21 protein-coding genes are annotated in these 20,801 nt (G+C 43.8%); 16 read left to right on the forward strand and 5 right to left on the reverse strand.

The window, feature by feature from the left end:
• Positions 1–8 precede the first annotated feature (8 nt).
• Genes ACUW6H_RS08355 through ACUW6H_RS08365 form a run of 3 tightly spaced genes read right to left on the reverse strand, consistent with a single transcriptional unit; the run spans position 9 to position 1,107 of the window.
• Positions 9–344 (reverse strand): hypothetical protein, encoded by a 336-nt coding sequence (locus tag ACUW6H_RS08355; protein WP_454364073.1) that lies wholly within the window; start codon positions 342–344, stop codon positions 9–11.
• 10 nt (positions 345–354) lie between these two features.
• The gene (locus ACUW6H_RS08360; RefSeq protein ID WP_454364075.1) at positions 355–897 is read right to left on the reverse strand and encodes a DUF3278 domain-containing protein; all 543 of its coding nucleotides are present in this window, start codon (positions 895–897) and stop codon (positions 355–357) included.
• Between the two features lie 15 nt (positions 898–912).
• Entirely contained in the window at positions 913–1,107 is a 195-nt protein-coding gene (locus ACUW6H_RS08365; protein ID WP_001082467.1) for a helix-turn-helix transcriptional regulator, read from the reverse strand.
• A 162-nt stretch (positions 1,108–1,269) separates the two neighbouring features.
• On the opposite strand from ACUW6H_RS08365, the gene rsmH reads away from it, so the two are divergent.
• From rsmH to mraY, 4 genes are read left to right on the forward strand one after another with little or no spacing between them, the layout of a single operon-like run.
• The gene (gene rsmH, locus ACUW6H_RS08370) at positions 1,270–2,220 is read left to right on the forward strand and encodes a 16S rRNA (cytosine(1402)-N(4))-methyltransferase RsmH (protein WP_454364077.1); all 951 of its coding nucleotides are present in this window, start codon (positions 1,270–1,272) and stop codon (positions 2,218–2,220) included.
• A gap of 10 nt (positions 2,221–2,230) precedes the next feature.
• Positions 2,231–2,548, forward strand: a complete 318-nt coding sequence (gene ftsL, locus ACUW6H_RS08375; protein ID WP_000840795.1) for a cell division protein FtsL — start codon at positions 2,231–2,233, stop codon at positions 2,546–2,548.
• Positions 2,549–2,551: 3 nt separating this feature from the next.
• Positions 2,552–4,807, forward strand: coding sequence for a penicillin-binding protein PBP2X (pbp2x, locus tag ACUW6H_RS08380; RefSeq protein ID WP_454364080.1), 2,256 nt, complete (start codon positions 2,552–2,554; stop codon positions 4,805–4,807).
• A 1-nt stretch (position 4,808) separates the two neighbouring features.
• On the forward strand, positions 4,809–5,789 hold the full coding sequence (gene mraY / locus ACUW6H_RS08385) for a phospho-N-acetylmuramoyl-pentapeptide-transferase (RefSeq protein WP_084880148.1): 981 nt from the start codon (positions 4,809–4,811) through the stop codon (positions 5,787–5,789).
• 69 nt (positions 5,790–5,858) lie between these two features.
• Here the strand turns inward: mraY and ACUW6H_RS08390 are convergent, their stop codons facing one another.
• Positions 5,859–11,039, reverse strand: coding sequence for an SIALI-17 repeat-containing surface protein (locus tag ACUW6H_RS08390; protein ID WP_454364082.1), 5,181 nt, complete (start codon positions 11,037–11,039; stop codon positions 5,859–5,861).
• A gap of 331 nt (positions 11,040–11,370) precedes the next feature.
• On the opposite strand from ACUW6H_RS08390, the gene ACUW6H_RS08395 reads away from it, so the two are divergent.
• From ACUW6H_RS08395 to ACUW6H_RS08450, 12 genes are all read left to right on the forward strand, one after another.
• Positions 11,371–11,616, forward strand: coding sequence for a YneF family protein (locus ACUW6H_RS08395; protein ID WP_000364980.1), 246 nt, complete (start codon positions 11,371–11,373; stop codon positions 11,614–11,616).
• Positions 11,617–11,821: 205 nt separating this feature from the next.
• Positions 11,822–12,616: a glutamate racemase gene (racE, locus tag ACUW6H_RS08400; protein WP_007522320.1), complete on the forward strand. Its 795-nt coding sequence runs from the start codon at positions 11,822–11,824 to the stop codon at positions 12,614–12,616.
• On the forward strand, positions 12,613–13,584 hold the full coding sequence (locus ACUW6H_RS08405; RefSeq protein ID WP_454364085.1) for a nucleoside-triphosphate diphosphatase: 972 nt from the start codon (positions 12,613–12,615) through the stop codon (positions 13,582–13,584). Before racE ends, ACUW6H_RS08405 begins: the two co-directional genes overlap by 4 nt.
• Positions 13,560–14,081, forward strand: coding sequence for a metallophosphoesterase (locus ACUW6H_RS08410; protein ID WP_454364086.1), 522 nt, complete (start codon positions 13,560–13,562; stop codon positions 14,079–14,081). The genes ACUW6H_RS08405 and ACUW6H_RS08410 overlap by 25 nt, the downstream gene beginning before the upstream one ends.
• Positions 14,078–14,539, forward strand: coding sequence for a cyclic-di-AMP-binding protein CbpB (gene cbpB, locus ACUW6H_RS08415; RefSeq protein WP_000560697.1), 462 nt, complete (start codon positions 14,078–14,080; stop codon positions 14,537–14,539). Before ACUW6H_RS08410 ends, cbpB begins: the two co-directional genes overlap by 4 nt.
• A complete protein-coding gene (gene xerD, locus ACUW6H_RS08420) occupies positions 14,536–15,270 on the forward strand; it encodes a site-specific tyrosine recombinase XerD (RefSeq protein WP_454364089.1) in 735 nt (244 codons plus the stop codon). Before cbpB ends, xerD begins: the two co-directional genes overlap by 4 nt.
• On the forward strand, positions 15,270–15,998 hold the full coding sequence (locus ACUW6H_RS08425; protein ID WP_000351879.1) for a segregation/condensation protein A: 729 nt from the start codon (positions 15,270–15,272) through the stop codon (positions 15,996–15,998). The genes xerD and ACUW6H_RS08425 overlap by 1 nt, the downstream gene beginning before the upstream one ends.
• 18 nt (positions 15,999–16,016) lie before the next feature.
• A complete protein-coding gene (gene scpB, locus ACUW6H_RS08430) occupies positions 16,017–16,586 on the forward strand; it encodes an SMC-Scp complex subunit ScpB (protein ID WP_454364091.1) in 570 nt (189 codons plus the stop codon).
• Positions 16,573–17,295, forward strand: coding sequence for a pseudouridine synthase (locus ACUW6H_RS08435; RefSeq protein WP_001222211.1), 723 nt, complete (start codon positions 16,573–16,575; stop codon positions 17,293–17,295). The genes scpB and ACUW6H_RS08435 overlap by 14 nt, the downstream gene beginning before the upstream one ends.
• A complete protein-coding gene (gene yidD, locus ACUW6H_RS08440; protein ID WP_084856689.1) occupies positions 17,295–17,531 on the forward strand; it encodes a membrane protein insertion efficiency factor YidD in 237 nt (78 codons plus the stop codon). The genes ACUW6H_RS08435 and yidD overlap by 1 nt, the downstream gene beginning before the upstream one ends.
• Positions 17,532–17,648: 117 nt before the next feature.
• On the forward strand, positions 17,649–18,713 hold the full coding sequence (gene pepA, locus ACUW6H_RS08445) for a glutamyl aminopeptidase (RefSeq protein WP_454364093.1): 1,065 nt from the start codon (positions 17,649–17,651) through the stop codon (positions 18,711–18,713).
• A 21-nt stretch (positions 18,714–18,734) separates the two neighbouring features.
• Positions 18,735–19,031, forward strand: coding sequence for a bacteriocin immunity protein (locus ACUW6H_RS08450; RefSeq protein ID WP_000390584.1), 297 nt, complete (start codon positions 18,735–18,737; stop codon positions 19,029–19,031).
• A 121-nt stretch (positions 19,032–19,152) separates the two neighbouring features.
• Here ACUW6H_RS08450 and ACUW6H_RS08455 read toward each other — a convergent pair whose 3' ends face one another.
• Positions 19,153–20,784 (reverse strand): Na/Pi cotransporter family protein, encoded by a 1,632-nt coding sequence (locus ACUW6H_RS08455; RefSeq protein WP_000026625.1) that lies wholly within the window; start codon positions 20,782–20,784, stop codon positions 19,153–19,155.
• Between the last annotated feature and the right edge of the window lie 17 nt (positions 20,785–20,801).

A 20,801-nucleotide genomic window follows, 5' to 3' on the forward strand; every position in this document is an offset into this window, starting at 1 on the left:
GTAATCTCCTAAATGAGCGATTTTTGATTGATTTCTTTAAAGAGTTGATAGAGAGTATAGAAGTAGACCAAACTCGAAATGATACAGATTATTAGAAATACCAGGTATCTCCAATCCATAGGATTTGTTAAAAGTTGTGGAAAGGATATAAGGAGGAAGAAAAGGGCAGCGTTGAGGACAGGTATCCGTTTTGATTGAATTTTCTCAAATCCTTTATTTATCGCAGGAATAAAGAGGAGTAAGAGTATTAAAACGGTATGAGATATAGCTCCTGAGATAAGGGCGATGGTGAGGAAAATACTGATAAAAACATGACTGATCAGTAGTCTAGCTAGTGATTTCATAAGTTTCCTCCTAATCGTCGTCCTGGTCTTCCTTGGCTTTTTGAATGCGAAGAGTGACGACAATTTGCATCATCAGTCCGAAAAAGAAAGCTCCCAGTATAGTTTTTAAAATATGTTTTGTATTCAGAAGAGAACGGATGAAATTTGGATTTTCACTTGTTAGGGTATCGATGAATGGTATTATAAAAAATATCGCTATTCCGTAGATTAGACCGGATTTTAGCCCCGAAAAATGTAGCTGTTTACTTTCTTTTTGGTTCAGCATTTCGGGATCAATAGCTGTGATGCCCGTTTTCTTGGTTTGGGAGACCACATAGAGAGCAGAAATCATCGAAATGCCAAACACCACGATAGGATAGCCGATAGCGACAATTTGCGGGTATTTATAAGCAAGGACAAAGGGAATAAGATTACCTAAAGTCATGAGGTAAAAGAGAATCACAAAGATTTTATTTCCGATGCGGTCAGCTTCGCGTCGTTTGTATTCATCAAGGGGACCAGAAATACCGTATATGCGTTTAATGAGTTTGTCAGTGAGAGTTTCTTTTTTCATTTGTTTGCTCCTTTTTTAAAAATCGTCTTCCCAAAAGAGACTGTTGAGGTCAGTTTGGAGGCTGCGGGCGAGATTGAGACAGAGTTCCAGAGTTGGATTGTACTTGTCATTTTCAATCATGTTGATGGTCTGTCTCGAGACACCGATATCTTTGGCGAGATCGAGCTGAGAAATGCCCAGTTCCTTGCGGAATTCTTTGACACGATTCATAGGGTCTCCTTTTTGATATGTCGCATATATTTGACTATATTATATTCTTTTGGAGATAGAGTGTCAAGTATATATGACATTTTTTGGGGAATTTTTTTCGAAGAAACTTAGCCTTGTCTGACAAGTGCAAGCTGGTTAGATTTGTGGTAAAATAGATAAGATATGACAAAAGAATTTCATCATGTAACGGTCTTGCTTCATGAAACGATTGATATGCTAGACGTGAAACCTGACGGTATCTATGTTGATGCGACCTTGGGTGGAGCAGGCCATAGCGAATATTTATTAAGTAAATTGAGCGAAAAAGGGCATCTCTATGCCTTTGACCAGGACCAGAATGCTATTGACAACGCGCAAAAACGGTTGGCACCCTATATCGAAAAGGGGATGGTAACCTTTATCAAGGATAACTTCCGTCATTTGCAGGCACGTTTGCTCGAAGCTGGTGTTCAGGAAATTGATGGAATTTGTTATGACTTGGGAGTGTCCAGTCCTCAGTTGGATCAGCGTGAGCGTGGTTTTTCTTATAAAAAAGATGCCCCACTGGACATGAGGATGAATCAGGAAGCTCGTCTGACGGCCTATGAAGTTGTCAATCATTATGACTATCATGACTTGGTTCGGATCTTTTTCAAATATGGAGAGGATAAGTTTTCTAAACAGATTGCCCGCAAGATTGAGCAGGCGCGTGAAGTGAAACCAATCGAGACGACGACTGAGTTGGCAGAGATTATCAAGTCTGCCAAACCTGCCAAGGAGCTCAAGAAAAAGGGACACCCTGCCAAGCAGATTTTCCAGGCTATCCGAATCGAAGTCAATGATGAGCTGGGGGCAGCTGATGAGTCTATCCAGCAGGCCATGGACATGCTGGCTCTGGATGGGAGAATCTCGGTCATTACCTTCCATTCGCTGGAAGACCGCTTGACCAAACAGTTGTTTAAGGAAGCGTCAACAGTGGAAGTTCCGAAAGGCTTGCCCTTCATTCCAGACGATCTTAAGCCTAAGATGGAATTGGTATCCCGTAAGCCAATCTTGCCAAGTACCGAAGAGCTAGAAGCTAACAACCGTTCGCATTCAGCCAAGTTGCGCGTGGCTAGAAAAATTCACAAGTAAGAGGAAAAACATGGCAGAAAGAATCGAAAAAACAAGCCAGTTATTGCAAACGAAGTTTAAGGGTTTTTCACGTGTGGAAAAGGCCTTCTATGTTTCGATTGCTGCAACAATGATTATTCTGGCAATTAGTGTTGTGTTTATGCAAACCAAGCTATTACAAGTTCAGAATGAATTAACTAAGGTCAATGCTCAAATCGAAGAAAAGAAAACCGAGCTAGACGATGCCAAGCAAGAGGTCAATGAATTGATTCGTTCAGAACGTCTGAAAGAGATTGCAAACTCCAAGGATTTGCAGCTGAATAACGAAAATATCCGAGCGGCGGAGTAAGATATGAAACAGTGGAAAGAAAAAATCATCCGTTATGCCGTTCGTAATCGCAAATCTCCAGAAGAAAACCGCCGAAGAGTAGGAAAAAGCCTGAGTTTACTGGCTGTCATACTCTTCGCTGTCTTTTTGGTGAACTTTGCGGTCATTATCGGAACGGGTAGTAAATTTGGTAAGGATTTGGTTCAAGAGGCCAAAAAGGTTCACCAAACAACCAAGACGATTCCTGCAAAACGGGGAACCATTTATGATCGAAATGGAGCGCCTATTGCAGAGGATGCGACTTCTTATAATATCTATGCCGTTATTGACAAGAACTACAAGTCAGCAACTGGTAAAATCCTCTATGTAGAGGATTCTCAATTTAATAAGGTAGCTGAAATTTTCCATAAGTATCTGGATATGGAGGAGTCTTATGTCAAAGAACAGCTTTCTCAACCAGATCTGAAACAGGTATCTTTTGGAGCCAAGGGAAATGGGATCACCTATGCCAATATGATGGCCATTAAAAATGACCTCAAAACAGCTGGGGTTGAGGGGGTTGACTTTACAACTAGCCCTAACCGCAGTTATCCCAATGGACAGTTTGCTTCTTCCTTTATCGGTTTAGCGCAACTCCATGAAAATGAGGATGGAACCAAGCGTTTGATTGGGTCATCTGGTTTGGAGAGTTCTTTAAATAGCATTCTTGCAGGTACAGATGGGATTATCACCTATGAGAAGGATCGTCTAGGAAATATTGTTCCGGGTACGGAGCAGGCTTCCCAACACATGGTAGACGGAAAGGATGTGTACACGACCCTTTCTAGTCCTTTGCAATCCTTTATGGAAACCCAGATGGATGCCTTCCAGGAAAAGGTAAAAGGCAAGTATATGACGGCTACCTTGGTCAGCGCTAAAACAGGGGAAATCCTTGCTACGACCCAACGTCCGACCTTCAATGCCGATACCAAGGATGGTATTACGAAAGACTTTGTCTGGCGAGATATTCTTTATCAAAGTAACTACGAGCCAGGGTCCACCATGAAAGTGATGATGTTGGCTTCAGCCATTGATAACAATACCTTCCCTGGTGGTGAATACTTTAACAGTAGTGAATTGAAAATAGCAGATGCGACCATTCGAGACTGGGACGTCAATGAAGGTTTGACTAGTGGTGGCACCATGACCTTCTCTCAAGGATTTGCCCACTCAAGTAATATCGGAATGACCTTGCTTGAGCAAAAGATGGGAGATGCAACCTGGCTGGACTACTTGAATCGCTTTAAGTTTGGAGTACCGACCCGTTTTGGTCTGGCAGATGAGTACACAGGTCAATTGCCTGCTGATAACATTGTCAATATTGCTCAGAGTTCATTTGGACAAGGGATCTCTGTCACCCAGACCCAGATGCTTCGTGCCTTTACAGCCATCGCCAATGATGGGGTTATGTTGGAGCCGAAATTTATCAGCGCCCTCTATGACCCGAATGACCAGTCTGTTCGTAAGTCTCAAAAGGAAATCGTCGGAAATCCTGTATCAAAAGCGGCAGCGTCCTCTACTCGAGACCACATGGTCATGGTCGGAACAGATCCTGTCTATGGTACCATGTACAACCACAGTACAGGAAAGCCTAATGTCAATGTTCCAGGTCAGAATGTCGCCCTCAAATCAGGGACTGCTCAGATTGCCGATGAGAAGAATGGGGGTTACCTGACAGGTGAAACCAACTATATCTTCTCTGTTGTGTCGATGCATCCTGCAGAAAATCCTGACTTTATCCTCTATGTGACGGTGCAACAGCCAGAGCATTATTCAGGCGTTCAGCTGGGAGAGTTTGCCAACCCAATCCTTGAGCGAGCTTCTGCTATGAAAGAATCCCTCAATCTTCAGTCAACTGCCAAAAGCTTGGATCAGGTCAGCAAGACGACAAGCTATGCTATGCCTGCTACCAAGGACTTTACGCCGGGTGACCTCGCAGAAGAATTGCGCCGAAACCTGGTCCAACCAATTGTTATCGGAACAGGAACCAAGATCAAGGAACTCTCGGTTTCGGAAGGAGATAATTTGGAAGCCAATCAGCAGATCTTGATCCTGTCAGATAAGGTCGAAGAAATGCCTGATATGTACGGCTGGACAGATGAAAATGTGCAAACATTTGCCAAATGGCTAAATATAGAAGTCGAGTGGGAAGGTAGTGGCAAAACGGTCAAGAAACAAAGTGTCCGTGCCAATACGGCTCTCAAAGACCTTAAAAAAATGAAAGTAACATTAGGAGATTAAGATGATTAGTTCCATTAGTGCTGGAATTCTAGCCTTTCTATTGACCTTGATAGGTATTCCAGCCTTTATCCGATTTTATCGAAAAGCACAGATTACGGGTCAGCAGATGCACGAGGATGTCAAGCAACACCAAGCAAAAGCTGGAACTCCAACCATGGGAGGTCTTGTCTTCCTGATCGTTGCAGTTGTTGTGAGCTTCCTTGTCGCTCTCTTTACCCAACAATTGACCAATAATGTAGGCATGATTTTGTTTATCTTGGTTTTGTATGGTTTGGTAGGTTTTTTGGATGATTTTCTCAAGGTCTTTCGTAAGATCAACGAAGGCTTAAATCCCAAGCAAAAACTTGCTCTCCAGCTCCTTGGAGGAGTGATTTTCTACCTCTTTTATGAGCGTGGTGGCGACATGCTTTCAGTCTTTGGCTACCAAGTACATCTGGGTATTTTCTATATCTTCTTTGCCCTTTTCTGGCTAGTTGGCTTTTCAAATGCGGTGAATCTGACGGACGGGATCGACGGCTTAGCAAGTATTTCCGTGGTGATTAGTTTATCGGCCTACGGTGTGATTGCTTATATGCAAAATCAACTGGATATTCTTCTTGTGATTCTTGCCATGATTGGTGGTTTGCTAGGCTTCTTCGTCTTTAACCACAAACCTGCCAAGGTCTTTATGGGAGATGTGGGAAGTTTGGCTCTTGGTGGGATGCTGGCAGCTATTTCTATGGCTCTTCATCAAGAATGGACCCTTTTGCTGATTGGGATTATCTATGTCTTTGAGACAAGCTCTGTTATGATGCAGGTCACCTACTTCAAACTTAGTGGTGGGAAGCGTATTTTCCGTATGACGCCTGTCCATCACCATTTTGAACTTGGAGGATTCTCAGGCAAGGGCAATCCTTGGAGTGAGTGGAAGGTTGACTTCTTCTTTTGGGGAGTTGGGCTTCTAGCAAGTCTCTTGACCCTAGCTGTTTTATACCTGCTGTAAAACTAACTTTTGATTACAAAATAAAACAGGATGAAGGTGATCTTCATCCTGTTTTTGTGTGCTTAAAGGTTAGTTGGAGTCATCCTTTCTCCCTTTTAACATAAAAGTGGCTGTGAGGGCTAGGCTGAGGCCTGCTAAGAAGAGGAGTGGATTAGATGCTTCTCCTGTTGCTGGAAGTTGTTCTTTAGGATAATGATTTCCAGCTTTAGCAAGACTCGGACTAGCTGAAAGTTGTTCAGCCTCGTGTGCCAAGGTTTCTGCATTTGAAGCACTTGGTTTTTCATCTGTACTAGGGGTTGTTCCAGCAGCTTGATAGACGACAGCATAGGTACTGAAATGACTAGTGATGAATTCTGCATTTCCTTCTCGAACATCGAAATCAAGGGCTTGCAACTCCTTGGTCGGAGTAATATAATAGACCTTTTCTACGCTAGCTGAAATAGGCAAGCGAACTAAGACAGAGCCTTTTGGCTGCAAGCTATGATCTGTTGGATCTTTAAGTTGTAGGTCGTAAGCATCATAGGTTTTACCAAAGAGTTCTTGAGCTAGGACACGTCGGCTAGAGATGTGAGAAATTCCTTCTAAGTCACTGACTCCACCAATAATTTCCACTCCGGTTTCCTTATCTTTTAAGACTCGAACTGGATAATCAGGAAGGGTAAGGGTTGGAGCAGCCTGATCCCCACTAGTTCCGATAGGATCAGTGTACTCAGGTTTTTCAACAGTAGGAGCTTCCTCTTGTCCTACCGTTCCGATAGGCTCGGTGTACTCAGGTTTTTCAACAGTAGGCGCATCTTCTTGCCCTGCTGTTCCGATAGGTTCGGTGTATTCAGGAATTTCAACTGTTGGAGCTTCTTGTTCTCCTGCCGTTCCGATAGGCTCGGTGTATTCAGGAATTTCAACTGTTGGAGCTTCTTGTTCTCCCGCAGTTCCGATAGGCTCGGTGTATTCAGGTATTGTCACTGTAGGCGGTTCCTCTTGCCCTGCAGTACCGATAGTTTCAGTGTACTCAGGTTTCTCTACAGTAGGAGCTGGTTCGTCCCCCTTGCTTGTAGTTGGTTGCTTCTCATCAACTTTCTTTTCATCCTTTTTAGTAAAGACGGCTACGATAGGGCTGCTTGTGGTAGTACCTTGAATGGTATAAGCTTCAATGGCATTTCCAGCTTTGCGATCGGTTTCGTCAGGGATTGGGATTTGAACTTGATTGTCTTGGATTGATAGGATAGTCTGATCTCCACTGGTAACCAGATGCGTTTCATCCACCTTACGCAAGACTAGAGGATCTTTGACACCTGGGAAGGTCACTGCGATGGCTTCCCAATCTCCAGCTGGTAGGCTTAAGGAAATTTCTTTGTCATTTTCCTTAAGAGGTGCGATACTTGGGCTATCTAAACCAACAGCTGGAGCTTTGATGATATCAAAGGAGTCTAGAGAGATTTTCTTACGACCTTCTGGCGAATCTGGGTCAACACGTAATGTCAGGGTGTGCGGACCGTCAGTGAGATTTGTAAATTCGCCAATAAAGGCTCTCTTTTCAGTTGCGCCTGACGTATAGAAATCCAAAGCAGGCATTTCTTTGCCATCTAATTTAACACGTGCTCGTCCAAGGGCAAGGCTCTTCAAACCATAGATACGAATACCTGTTCCTGTAAAGGAAATGGTTGCCTGAGCTTCTGAAGCTGCACTAGAGTCGCTATTGTTGATATCAGCGTATTTTTCCGTACCTCCGTAGAGTTCCGGGTCAGACCAGTCCTTAAACTGGGAACCATACTGGATGCGCGAATCACGGTCATCCATTTTTTCAATCGTACTTCCTTTTCCAGATAGGACCTTAAAGTAGTCTAAGGAAATTTTCGAGCGTTCACTTCCACGTCCCTTGTGCTCACGTTTAACGCTAAGAGTCAATGTATGAGGTCCTTCTGACAATCCTGTAAAGCGACCAATGAGGCTACCTTTTTCAGTTGCCCCAGCAGTGTGGAAATCAAGTTCGCCGACCTCTTTGCCATCAATTTTAGCAGTAGCAAGACCTAGTTCAGACGATTTTAGTCCATAGATTTCGATACCAACACCATTGAAAGGAATGGTTGCAGTGATATCTTCGTCTGAATAGTCATAGTATGAAAGATCCGCATACTTCTCAGTTCCTCCAAATAATTCTGAGTCTGCCCAGTTTCCAAAGGCGGCTCCGTACTGGATACGACTATCCCGATCATCCATCAATTCACTAGGAGTTTCTACAGTGACCTGTTCAGATACTTGGGTAGGAACTTCTCCCAGCATAGCCTTGACGGTATAGGTATAGGCGAGTTGAGGATTTAGTGAGCGGTCGATAAAGTGGGTTTGATTGGTTACAAATTCTCTAGTTGCAGAGGTTTGACCAGATTCATCTTTTACTTGTCTTTGGATGACATAGTGGGTAGCGCCTTCTACTTGGTTGAAGATGAGTTCGGCAGTGACTCCATTTTGTCGAACTGCTGTCAGACTGGTTACACGACCAGGGAAATGTTCAAAGGAAACGACATCACCTTTTTGTGTTGCTAGTTGGATGCGGCCATCTTTTAGGACAGTTGCCTTGACTGCTTTGCTATTGACCTTGATTTGGCTGGCTTCGATATTTGGATAGTCTACAACCAAGTCTCCACCGACATTTGAAAGGAAGGACAAGCTTTGCAGGTTTTTATCTTTCCACTTCATGCTAACTTCAAAGTTTCCTCGAGCAACCAAGCCAGAAACCTGACCGTCTTTCCAGGCATCTGGAAGAGCTGGTAATGGTGCAATATAGCCTGTATGAGATTGGAGGAGCATTTCTGCCATCCCACTGGTTGCTCCAAAGTTTCCGTCGATTTGGAAAGGCGCGTGCGTATCCCAAAGATTTTCTAGGGTTGAATACTTGAGTTGTTCAGCGAGCAAGCGATGGGCACGGTTACCATCCAGCAGACGAGCCCAGAGGTTGATTTTATTGGCCTTAGACCAACCAGTACCACCATCTCCACGGTGGTTGAGGGTAGCACGCGCAGCCTCTAGGTATTCAGCTTGATCTTTGCTAAAGAGCGTACCAGGGAAGAGCCCAACTAGATGGGAAACGTGGCGATGGTGATTTTCAATCCCTTCATTTGTGAATTGCGGGCTGTCTTCTTCGTACCATTCCTTGATACGGCCTTCATTGTTGATGTGAAGGGGTTTTAGTTTGTCAAATTTAGCCTTAACCTCTGTGACTAAGTCTTGGTCGACTTTCAGATGGTTGGCAACTTCCATGTAGTCGTGGAATAGCTGCCAGACTAGCGACTGGTCAAAGGTATTTCCGATGGTGATGGTCCCGTGTTCTGGTGAGTAGGATGGGGAAGACACCCAACGGTCGCTTTCTTTGTCGTAGTGCAAGAAGGAGTTCCAGAACTTGGCAGTCTCTTTCAACATAGGATAGATCTTTTCTTTGAGATAAGTCTCATCCTTGGTGAATTTGTAGTAGTCATAAACGTTCTGCATCATCCAGGCATTAGCAGCTGGCGACCAACCCCAATAGTAATTCCAGCCTGGAGTAGTCCAGCCAAATGGAGTTGCTTGAGTGTGGACCAGCCAACCATTTTCTTGCCCGTCTTTGGATTCGATTCCAGCGTATTCTTTGGCAGCGATACGTCCGTAGTAGCGCATGTTGTCAATGTAATTGATCATTGGCTTGGCAGTTTCAGCCAGATTGCTCATATAGGCAGGCCAATAGTTCATTTGCAAATTGACATTGAGGTGGTAGTCAGCGTTCCAAGGTGGATTGTCTACGGCATTCCAGACTCCTTGGAGGTTGGCAGGAAGGGCATCTGTCCGATCACGAGACGAACTGATCAATAAATAACGTCCGTATTGGAAGAAGAGTTCTTCCAATTTTTGCCCTTTTTCTGGGTTATAGCCTTGAAGGGCCTCTTTCGTTGTTTGAGCAGTCTTGTTTCCACCTAGGTTTAGTTTAACGCGGTTAAAGAGACTTTGATAGTCCTTGATATGGTCTTTTTTAAGTGTCTCGTAGTCTTTGGTCTTAGCTGCTTCTACAATCCCTTTAACCGTTTTTTCGAGATCAATGTCTTTTCGATAATTGGTTTTTGGATTTTGAGCAAAATTAGTCTTGGCGCTGAGATAGAGGGTCGCATAGCTTGCACCTGTGACGGTTAGAGTCTCATTCTGAACAGTGACTGTTCCGTCTGTTTTAATTCCTAGATAGGATGCAAATTTGAGACCGTTATCTTTGACAGTTCCTTTTAGAAGGATTCCATGTTCATCTGTAGTAACATGACCGTTCTTATAGTTGGAATATTCCCAAGAGTAGTCACCATTAGCAAGCAAGTCCTCTGTCAAGCTGTTCCAAAGGGTAAAGTCAAGCGTCTTATTTCCTTTTTTAGTCAAGTGGGTCACGGTGACATCATCAGGATAGCTGGAGAAGGTTTCGCGTTTGAAGGTCGTCCCATCTTGGGTGTAAGAAGTGGTTGTAGTAGCCTCTGTGATATCCAAACCGCGGTGATAATCTGTTACTGTATCCAACCCCTTTTTCTGGTTATTGAAGACCATAAAAATATCACCAAAGGCTAGGTAACGTCCATACTGGGCGTTGTTTGGTCCGACTAGATTTTGTTCAGCCAGTTGTTTGGCTTTTTGGCGATCTCCATCTTCGAGAGCTTTACGAATCTCCGCCAAGACCTTGTAGCGATCCTTGTAGTTCCCACCATTATAGTCGGTGCTATCGGGTTGGGGACCTCCAGACCAGAGAGTCTTTTCGTTATACTGGATTCTTTCTTCACCAATTAGACCAAAGACCTTGGCTCCCATTTCTCCGTTTCCGACTGGGAGAGCTTGTTTTTCCCATCCATCATAGGAAGGGGGTGTTGGTTGATTGTAGTTGAGTTGATAGTTTTCTTGCTTTGTCACTGGCAGTTCTGTCTTCTCGCTCTCCTTGTTTTCTTTTGAGTCTATAACAGCTTCACTACTAGCTTGACTACTTGTAGGCTGAGTCTCCTCGGCTGGTTTGCTTTCGGTACTTGGAGTCTCAACTAGAGCTGGTTTAGCGGTCTCGGTCGGTTCAATCTGCTCTGATCCACTATCAGGTTTAATAGTAGTCTCGACAATACTTGGGTCACTTTGCTGCACTTCAATACCATCAGCAGAGACTGTATGACTAGATAGAAAAACAGCTCCCAGCAAAACAGAAGCAGCCCCAACCGTTAGTTTGCGGATGCTATAGCGACAGGATTTCTCCCAAAAGTGTTTTTTCATAAAACCCTCCTTTGTTTATTAGAAACCGCTTACATTTTGTGAAGCAGTCCCGTTTAATTTGTTTCTATTTATCTCCTCACTTCCCATTCTAATGGTCGTTTAGCATTTGTCAAGAGCTTTTTAGCAAGATACATATTTGCTGTTGTTTTTTCTTAAAATAGTAGAAGAAAGAGAGGAAAGGGTGGAATTATTCGTAATTTCATAGTTCAATCTGATTGTAAGACTAGCTTAGAATTGGCTTAACCCTCTCTTGAAAGCGTAAAACAAACTAGTCAGGAAAAGTACTTTATGGTATAATATAGAAGACTTAAAAAGAAACAGGAGAAAAAGAATGGATTTACTTTTAGCAATTATCTTGATTGTGCTAGCTTTTCTAGGAGGAGCTCTTGGAGGTATGTACTTGGTGCGTAAGCAAATCGAAAAAGAATTTGCGGACAACCCACGTTTGAACGCTGAGGCAGTTCGTGCTCTCTTGAGTGCAAATGGTCAAAAGCCAAGCGAAGCCAAGGTACAACAAGTTTACCACCAAATTATCCGCCAACAAAAAGCAGCCCTTGCTAACAATAAAAAGAAATAAATAGGAAAAGTCTGGGATGAAAGTTCCAGACTTCTCACTATGTTCAATAGTTCTCAAGGATAAGACTTTTTCCTTGCATTCTATTGATATTTGATTATGATTAAGAGAGAGGCAGTTGCCATTCTATCAAGCTGTCGGTTAGTTCCTTCAGGACAAGGAATCATAATGAACTATCAATCAGAAAAAAGACTAGAAAGAAGACTGTATGGATAATCGACCAATTGGTTTTTTGGATTCAGGTGTCGGGGGCTTGACTGTTGTTCGTGAGCTCATGCGCCAGCTTCCCCATGAAGAAATCGTCTATATTGGAGATTCGGCACGGGCGCCCTATGGTCCCCGTCCTGCTGAGCAAATTCGTGAATATACTTGGCAGTTGGTCAACTTTCTCTTGACCAAGGATGTCAAAATGATTGTCATTGCTTGTAATACTGCGACTGCGGTCGTCTGGGAAGAAATCAAGGCGAAACTAGACATTCCTGTTCTAGGTGTGATTTTGCCTGGAGCTTCGGCAGCCATCAAGTCCAGTCAAGGTGGGAAAATCGGGGTGATTGGAACTCCCATGACGGTACAATCAGACATCTACCGTCAGAAAATCCATGATTTGGATCCAGACTTACAGGTGGAAAGTTTGGCCTGTCCCAAGTTTGCTCCTCTGGTAGAGTCTGGTGCCTTATCAACCAGTGTAACCAAGAAAGTAGTTTATGAAACTCTGCGTCCCTTGGTCGGAAAGGTGGATAGCCTGATTTTGGGTTGTACCCATTACCCACTCCTTCGCCCTATCATCCAGAATGTCATGGGACCAAAGGTTCAGCTCATCGATAGTGGGGCAGAGTGTGTACGAGATATCTCGGTTTTGCTTAACTATTTTGAAATCAATCGTAGCCGAGATGCGGGACCTCTTCAACATCGTTTTTATACAACCGCCAATAGCCAAAGTTTTGCCCAGATTGGAGCAGAATGGCTGGAAAAAGAGATTCATGTGGAGCATGTAACTTTATGACAAACAAAATTTATGAATACAAGGATGACCAGGACTGGTATGTCGGTGTCTGGGATGTCTATGGAGGCATCTATAGCCTTATCAAAGATCCTCTCGAGCTTGATTTTATGGATTTGGCGCGGATTTTTCGTGATGAGGAAAATGGCTTTCCAATTACGATAACGGTGATGCGCTGGTCTTCTAACTTCCGTTTACTCTCTTTTATCGTCGAGATTTTAAATGCAGAAGCTGGACGTAACTTGGAAGTCATCCAACGTCAGGGAGCCCTGCTCTTGGTTGAAAATGGACAGCTTTTGCATGTCGAATTGCCTAAAGAAGGAGTCGATGTAGAAGCCTTCTTTGAAACTAACAAGGTCAGAGAAACTCTGCTCATTGCGACTCGTAACGAGGGCAAGACCAAGGAATTCCGAGCTATCTTTGACAAGTTAGGCTACGACGTGGAAAATCTCAATGATTATCCAGATCTGCCTGAAGTAGCTGAAACTGGCATGACCTTTGAAGAAAATGCTCGACTTAAAGCAGAAACTATTTCCCAATTAACAGGCAAGATGGTTTTAGCAGATGACTCAGGTCTCAAAGTCGATATCCTTGGTGGTTTGCCAGGAGTCTGGTCAGCTCGTTTTGCAGGTGTGGGAGCGACTGATCGTGAAAATAATGCCAAGCTCTTGCACGAATTGGCCATGGTCTTTGATCTCAAGGACCGTTCGGCTCAGTTCCATACGACCCTAGTTGTAGCCAGTCCAAACAAGGAAAGCTTGGTTGTCGAAGCTGACTGGCCGGGTTACATTAACTTTGAACCCAAGGGTGAAAATGGCTTTGGTTATGATCCCCTCTTCCTTGTGGGAGAGACAGGCAAGTCAGCGGCTGAATTAACCCTTGAAGAAAAAAATAGCCAATCTCACCGCGCCTTAGCCGTTAAGAAACTTTTGGAGGTATTTCCAGCATGGCAAAGCAAACCATCATTGTAATGAGTGATTCCCATGGCGATAGCTTGATTGTGGAAGAAATTCGTAATCGCTATCTGGGGAAAGTCGATGCCATTTTTCACGATGGTGACTCTGAACTCCGTCCCGATTCTCCGCTCTGGGAGGGTATCCATGTCGTCAAAGGCAACATGGACTTTTATGCTGGCTACCCAGAACGTTTGGTGACTCAACTTGGTCCGACCAAGATCATCCAGACGCACGGACACTTGTTTGATATCAATTTCAACTTTCAAAAGTTGGACTACTGGGCTCAGGAAGAAGAAGCGGACATCTGTCTCTATGGTCACTTGCATGTGCCAAATGCTTGGATGGAAGGCAAAACACTCTTTTTAAATCCAGGCTCCATCAGTCAACCACGAGGCACTATTAGAGAATGTCTCTATGCCCGTGTGGAGATTGATGACAGCTATTTCAAAGTAGACTTTTTGACACGTGATCATGAGATTTATCCAGGCTTGTCCAAGGAGTTCGCTCGATGATTGCCAAGGAATTTGAAGCATTTTTACTGGAGCAGGAAGAAACTTTTCTTACCCCTGCTGAGAATCTAGCAGCTTTGATTGATACCCATAACGCTGATCATGCAATTTTGGTGCTGAGTCAAATTACCTACACCCGTATCCCTGTTGTGACCTTTGACAAACGCTTTGTCGGAACCATTGGTCTGAGAGATATTTTGGCTTATCAAATGGAGCAAGGTTTGACAGATGAGCAGATGGCAACGACAGATATCGTCAATATGACCAAGACGGATGTAGCAGTAGTAGCTCCAGACTATAACATCACTGAAGTCCTCCATAAACTGGTGGATGAACCCTTCTTGCCAGTCGTAGATGGTGAAGGAATTTTCCAAGGAATTATCACGCGCAAGTCCATCCTCAAGGCCGTTAATGCCCTCTTGCATGACTTTAGTAAGGAATATGAGATTCGATGCAAATGAGAGATAGCATTTCAGCTTTTTTAGAGAAAAAGCAGGGCTTGTCTGCCAATTCCAAGCAGTCCTATAAGTATGATCTGGAGCAATTTTTAGACATGGTAGGGGAGCGGATTTCTGAGACTAGTCTCAAGATTTACCGAGCCCAGCTAGCCAATCTAAAAATCAGCGCCCAGAAGCGAAAACTTTCGGCCTGTAACCAATTTCTCTACTTTCTCTATCAAAAAGGAGAAGTGGACAGTTTTTACCGTCTGGAATTAGCCAAACAAGCTGAAAAGAAGACTGAAAAGCCAGAAATTCTAGACTTAGACTCTTTTTGGCAGGAAAGTAATTATCCAGAGGGTCGCTTACTAGCGCTCTTAATCCTAGAAATGGGACTCTTGCCAAGCGAGATTTTAGCCCTTAAGGTTGCAGATATCAATCTGGATTTTCAGGTGTTGCGAATTAACAAGGCTTCCCAACAGAGGATTGTCACCATTCCCACTACCTTGATTCCAGAGTTGGAACCCTTGATGGGGCAGACCTATCTCTTTGAAAGGGGAGGGAAAGCCTATTCTCGTCAGTGGGCCTTTCGTCAGCTGGAGTCCTTTGTCAAGGAGAAAGGTTTCCCAACCTTATCAGCCCAAGCCTTGCGGGAACAGTTCATTCTAAGACAAATAGAAAACAAGATCGATTTGTACGAGATTGCAAAAAAACTAGGATTAAAAACAGTCCTGACCTTAGAAAAATATAGATAATGGATATTAAATTAAAAGATTTTGAAGGGCCCCTGGACTTGCTCTTGCATCTAGTCTCCAAGTATCAGATGGATATTTACGATGTGCCCATCACAGAAGTCATCGAACAGTATCTAGCCTATGTCTCAACCCTGCAGGCCATGCGTCTGGAAGTGACTGGTGAGTACATGGTTATGGCCAGTCAGCTCATGCTGATCAAGAGCCGCAAGCTTCTTCCAAAGGTGGCAGAAGTGGCTGATTTGGAGGACGACCTGGAGCAGGATCTCCTTTCCCAAATCGAAGAATACCGCAAGTTCAAGCTCTTGGGTGAGCACTTGGAGGCTAAGCACCAAGATCGGGCCCAGTATTATTCTAAAGCGCCGACAGAGTTGATTTACGAGGATGCGGAGCTTGTGCATGACAGGACGACCATTGACCTCTTTTTGGCTTTTTCAAATATCCTAGCCAAGAAAAAAGAGGAGTTCGCTCAGAACCACACGACCATTTTGCGGGATGAGTATAAGATTGAGGACATGATGGGCATTGTAAAAGAGTCCTTGACTGGACGAGACCAGTTGCGTTTGCAGGATTTGTTCAAGGAAGCCCAGAATGTCCAAGAGGTCATTACCCTCTTTTTGGCGACCTTAGAGTTAATCAAAACCCAGGAACTGATCCTCGTGCAAGAGGAGAGTTTCGGAGATATCTATCTCATGGAAAAGAAGGAAGAAAGTCAAGAGGCACAAAGCTAGACTTGATAGAGAGGAAAGATGAGTACTTTAGCAGAAATAGAAGCGCTCTTGTTTGTAGCAGGTGAAGATGGGATTCGAGTCCGTCAGTTGGCTGAACTCCTGTCGCTTCCCCCGACAGGCATCCAGCAGAGTTTAGAAAAATTAGCCCAAAAGTATGAAAAAGACCAGGATTCGAGCTTGTCCTTGATTGAGACAGGAGGGGCCTACAGATTGGTGACCAAGCCTCAATTTGCTGATGTTTTAAAAGAATATTCTAAGGCACCCATTAACCAGAGTCTATCTCGGGTTGCCCTTGAAACTTTGTCCATTATTGCTTATAAGCAACCTATCACACGTATAGAAATCGACGCTATTCGTGGGGTCAACTCGAGTGGAGCCTTGGCAAAGTTGCAGGCTTTTGAATTGATAAGAGAAGATGGGAAAAAAGAAGTGTTGGGTCGTCCCAATCTCTATGTGACTACGGATTATTTCCTAGATTACATGGGGATAAACCATTTAGAAGAATTGCCAGTGATTGATGAGCTTGAGATTCAAGCCCAAGAAAGCCAATTATTTGGTGAAAGGATAGAAGAAGATGAGAATCAATAAATATATTGCCCACGCAGGTGTGGCCAGTAGGAGAAAAGCAGAAGAGTTGATCAAGCAAGGCTTGGTGACGGTCAACGGCCAAGTGGTGCGTGAACTAGCAACGACCATCAAGGCGGGAGACAAGGTTGAAGTTGAAGGTCAACCTATCTACAACGAAGAAAAGGTCTACTATCTGCTTAATAAACCACGTGGAGTGATTTCCAGTGTGACAGATGACAAGGGCCGCAAGACTGTTGTGGATCTCTTGCCAAATGTTAAAGAACGTATTTATCCTGTGGGACGTTTGGACTGGGATACATCAGGTGTTTTAATTTTGACCAATGATGGGGACTTTACAGATGAAATGATTCACCCACGTAATGAGATTGACAAGGTCTATGTCGCGCGTGTTAAAGGTGTAGCTAATAAGGATAATCTCCGCCCCTTGACCCGTGGTCTTGAGATTGATGGCAAGAAAACCAAGCCAGCTGTATATGAGATTCTCAAAGTGGATCCAGTTAAAAATCGCTCAGTAGTGCAGTTGACTATCCATGAGGGCCGCAACCATCAGGTTAAAAAGATGTTTGAAGCTGTCGGTCTTCAAGTGGATAAGTTGTCTCGGACACGTTTTGGACACCTAGACTTGACAGGTCTCCGTCCGGGAGAATCTCGTCGCCTTAACAAAAAAGAAATCAGCCAATTACACACCATGGCGGTAACCAAGAAATAATGAAACGAATTTTAATAGCGCCAGTACGCTTTTACCAACGCTTTATCTCACCAGCCTTTCCACCCTCTTGTCGTTTTGAGCCTACTTGTTCCAACTACATGATTCAGGCTATTGAAAAACATGGTTTCAAGGGTGTTTTGATGGGCTTGGCTCGGATTTTGCGTTGTCATCCTTGGTCGAAAATAGGCAAGGATCCTGTGCCAGACCACTTTTCCCTCAAACGAAATCATAAATAAAACGAATTACAATGGTGATTTGTTTTATTTATAAGCAGTTTCAAGTTGGAATGATGATTTCCACTATCCTTCTCCTATAAAAAGTGGTAAAATGGAGGACAGAAAGAAGGAACTGATATGACAACATTATTTTCAAAAATCAAAGAAGTAACAGAGCTTGCTGCGATCTCAGGTCATGAAGCGCCTGTCCGTACCTATCTTCGTGAGAAGTTGACTCCGCATGTGGATGAAGTAGTGACAGATGGATTGGGTGGTATTTTTGGTATCAAACATTCAGAAGCTGCCGATGCACCCCGTGTTTTGGTCGCTTCTCACATGGACGAAGTTGGTTTTATGGTCAGCGAAATTAAGCCAGATGGGACCTTCCGTGTCGTTGAAATCGGTGGTTGGAATCCAATGGTAGTCAGCAGCCAACGTTTCAAACTCTTTACTCGTGACGGTCGTGAAATTCCTGTGATTTCAGGTTCTGTCCCTCCACATTTGACACGTGGAACAGGTGGACCAACCATGCCAGCTATTGCTGATATTATCTTTGATGGTGGTTTCGCGGATAAGGTTGAAGCAGAAAGTTTTGGAATCCGTCCAGGTGACACCATTGTCCCTGATAGTTCTGCTATCTTGACAGCCAATGAAAAAAATATCATCTCTAAAGCTTGGGACAATCGCTACGGTGTTCTCATGGTAAGCGAGTTAGCTCAAGCCCTTTCAGGTCAAAAACTTGGCAATGAACTCTATCTTGGCTCTAACGTCCAAGAAGAAGTTGGTCTTCGTGGGGCTCATACTTCCACAACTAAGTTTGACCCAGAAGTTTTCCTAGCAGTTGATTGTTCACCTGCTGGTGATGTCTACGGTGGCCAAGGTAAGATTGGAGATGGCACCTTGATTCGCTTCTACGATCCAGGTCACTTGCTTCTCCCAGGTATGAAGGATTTCCTTTTGACAACGGCTGAAGAAGCTGGAATCAAGTACCAATACTACTGTGGAAAAGGCGGAACGGACGCTGGAGCAGCTCATCTGAAAAATGGTGGTGTCCCATCTACAACTATCGGTGTCTGTGCACGTTATATCCACTCTCACCAAACCCTCTACGCGATGGATGACTTCCTAGAAGCCCAAGCTTTCTTGCAAGCCTTGGTGAAAAAATTGGATCGTTCAACGGTTGATTTGATTAAAAATTATTAAACATAAGGGAGGTTGATCGGGATGGAAGAAGCAAATCTAGAAAGCCTTATAAAAGACCTCTACAATCATGCCCGTCAGGGCTTGAGTGACGATTTAGTTGCTGCTCTCCTAGAGACTGCTAAGAGGCTGCCTACTACAAATGAGCAGTTACTAGCAGTCCGTCTCTCAGGACTGGTCACCCGTGAATTGCTCACCAATCCCAAACATCCGGCACCTGAGTTGCTCAACTTGGCTCGCTTTATCAAAAGAGAAGAAGCCAAGTACAGAGGAACCGCGGTTTCTGCTATTATGTTTGGAGAGCTATTTAAAATGCTTTGATTCCATTGTGAATCAAAGCATTTTTTTTACGTTAGAAAAAATATTCTTGATGAGGGGATGAAAAAGCCTTGAGTACGGCAAGGCGACGTTGACGTGGTTTGAATTTGATTTTCGAAGAGTATTAGATTTGTTCAGCGATGACCTTTTCAGCAAGGTTCATAGCATGGTCAGACACACGAGTGTAGTGGGAAATGATGTCGATGAAGTTGACCCCAGCTTGTGTAGAACACTCACCCTTGTTAAGGCGTTTGATATGGGTCTTTCTGAGAATGCGTTCCATATTGTTGATTTCTTTATGGCGTTCAATTAGACTTTGAGCTTTCTCAGTATCGTTGTTTTCCACACTATCAAGGGCATCTTTGATGAACTCAGTGGTAGCGTGATAAATCTCAGCTAGCTCTTTCAAAGCGGCCTCAGAGAACTGAACATTCTTGCGTTGGAGATAGTCTGTTAGGTTGATTAACCCTTCTGCGTGGTCTCCAATCCGTTCCAAATCACGAGACGAGTCGAGGATGTTGGTTAGGATTTCACTTTCCTTTTGACTCAATGATTCGCTTGAAAGGCTAATCAGGTAACGAGTGAGTTTTTCGTCAATTGTGTTAATAGCTTCTTCAGTCTTGTGCCCTTTCTCCGCTAGTTTTTCATCTAGATTGACGATGTAGTCGTAGGAAAGGTCAAAAGCTTTTGCAGCATAGTTCCCCAAGTGAAGAAGTTCTTTTTTGGCATTTCCTAGAGCGATAGAAGGTGCCTGTTTGATGAGTTGTTCATCCAAGTAGAGAGCCTCGTATTTAACAACTTCATCTTCACCAGGAATGAGCTTGGTTACAAGGTAAGCCAAGGCACCGATGAATGGGAACTGGATAATGGTATTTGTAATATTAAAGGTTCCGTGAGCAAAGGCAATGGTCATTTCTGGAGCTAGATTGAGCGCCGATTCAAACCATTGAATCAAGCCCGTGAAAGGAACAAGGAAGACAATACAGATAACCGTACCAATTACGTTAAAGGCGACATGGGCACCGGCAACACGTTTGGCAGCGATATTGGCTCCAAGAGAAGCAATGATGGCTGTAATGGTCGTTCCGATATTATCACCAAACAAGACCGGTAGGGCACCTTGTAGGTCAATCAAACCACTTGCGTACAGATTCTGTAAGATACCGATAGTTGCGGATGAAGCCTGAATGAGTAGGGTCAGCCCAGTTCCAACAAAGACACCTAGAATAGGACTCTTACTTAGTTCAACCATGTAGTCTCTAAAGACTTGCAGGTCTTTTAGGGGCTCCATTGCACCGCTCATAAGATTGAGGGCGAAGAAGATACCACCAACACCAAAGATAATTCGTCCGATGTTATTGATGGAGCGATTCTTGGTGAAGAAGAGACAAACCGCTCCGATAAAGAGCATAGGTAAGGCGTAATCTCCTAGCTTAAAACCGATGATAAAGGATGTAACGGTGGTTCCAATATTGGCACCCATGACAATACCGATAGCCTGACGCAAGGTCAAAAGTCCTGCACTGACAAGCCCCACTGTAATGACAGTAACACCAGAACTTGATTGAATCAGCGCCGTCATACCGATACCAACCAGCACACCGAAGAAGGGATTGCTGGTATATTTGTCAATGTAAAAACGAAGGCGATCTCCAGCAGCTTGTTGCAAACCGTCTCCCATGGTCTTGATACTATATAAAAATAGTCCCAGACCACCTAAAAAGTGAAATAAAATTTCCTGCCAATTAATGGACATTTCTTTTTCCTCCGAAA

The organism is Streptococcus sp. 151470009-6, from assembly GCF_053628175.1.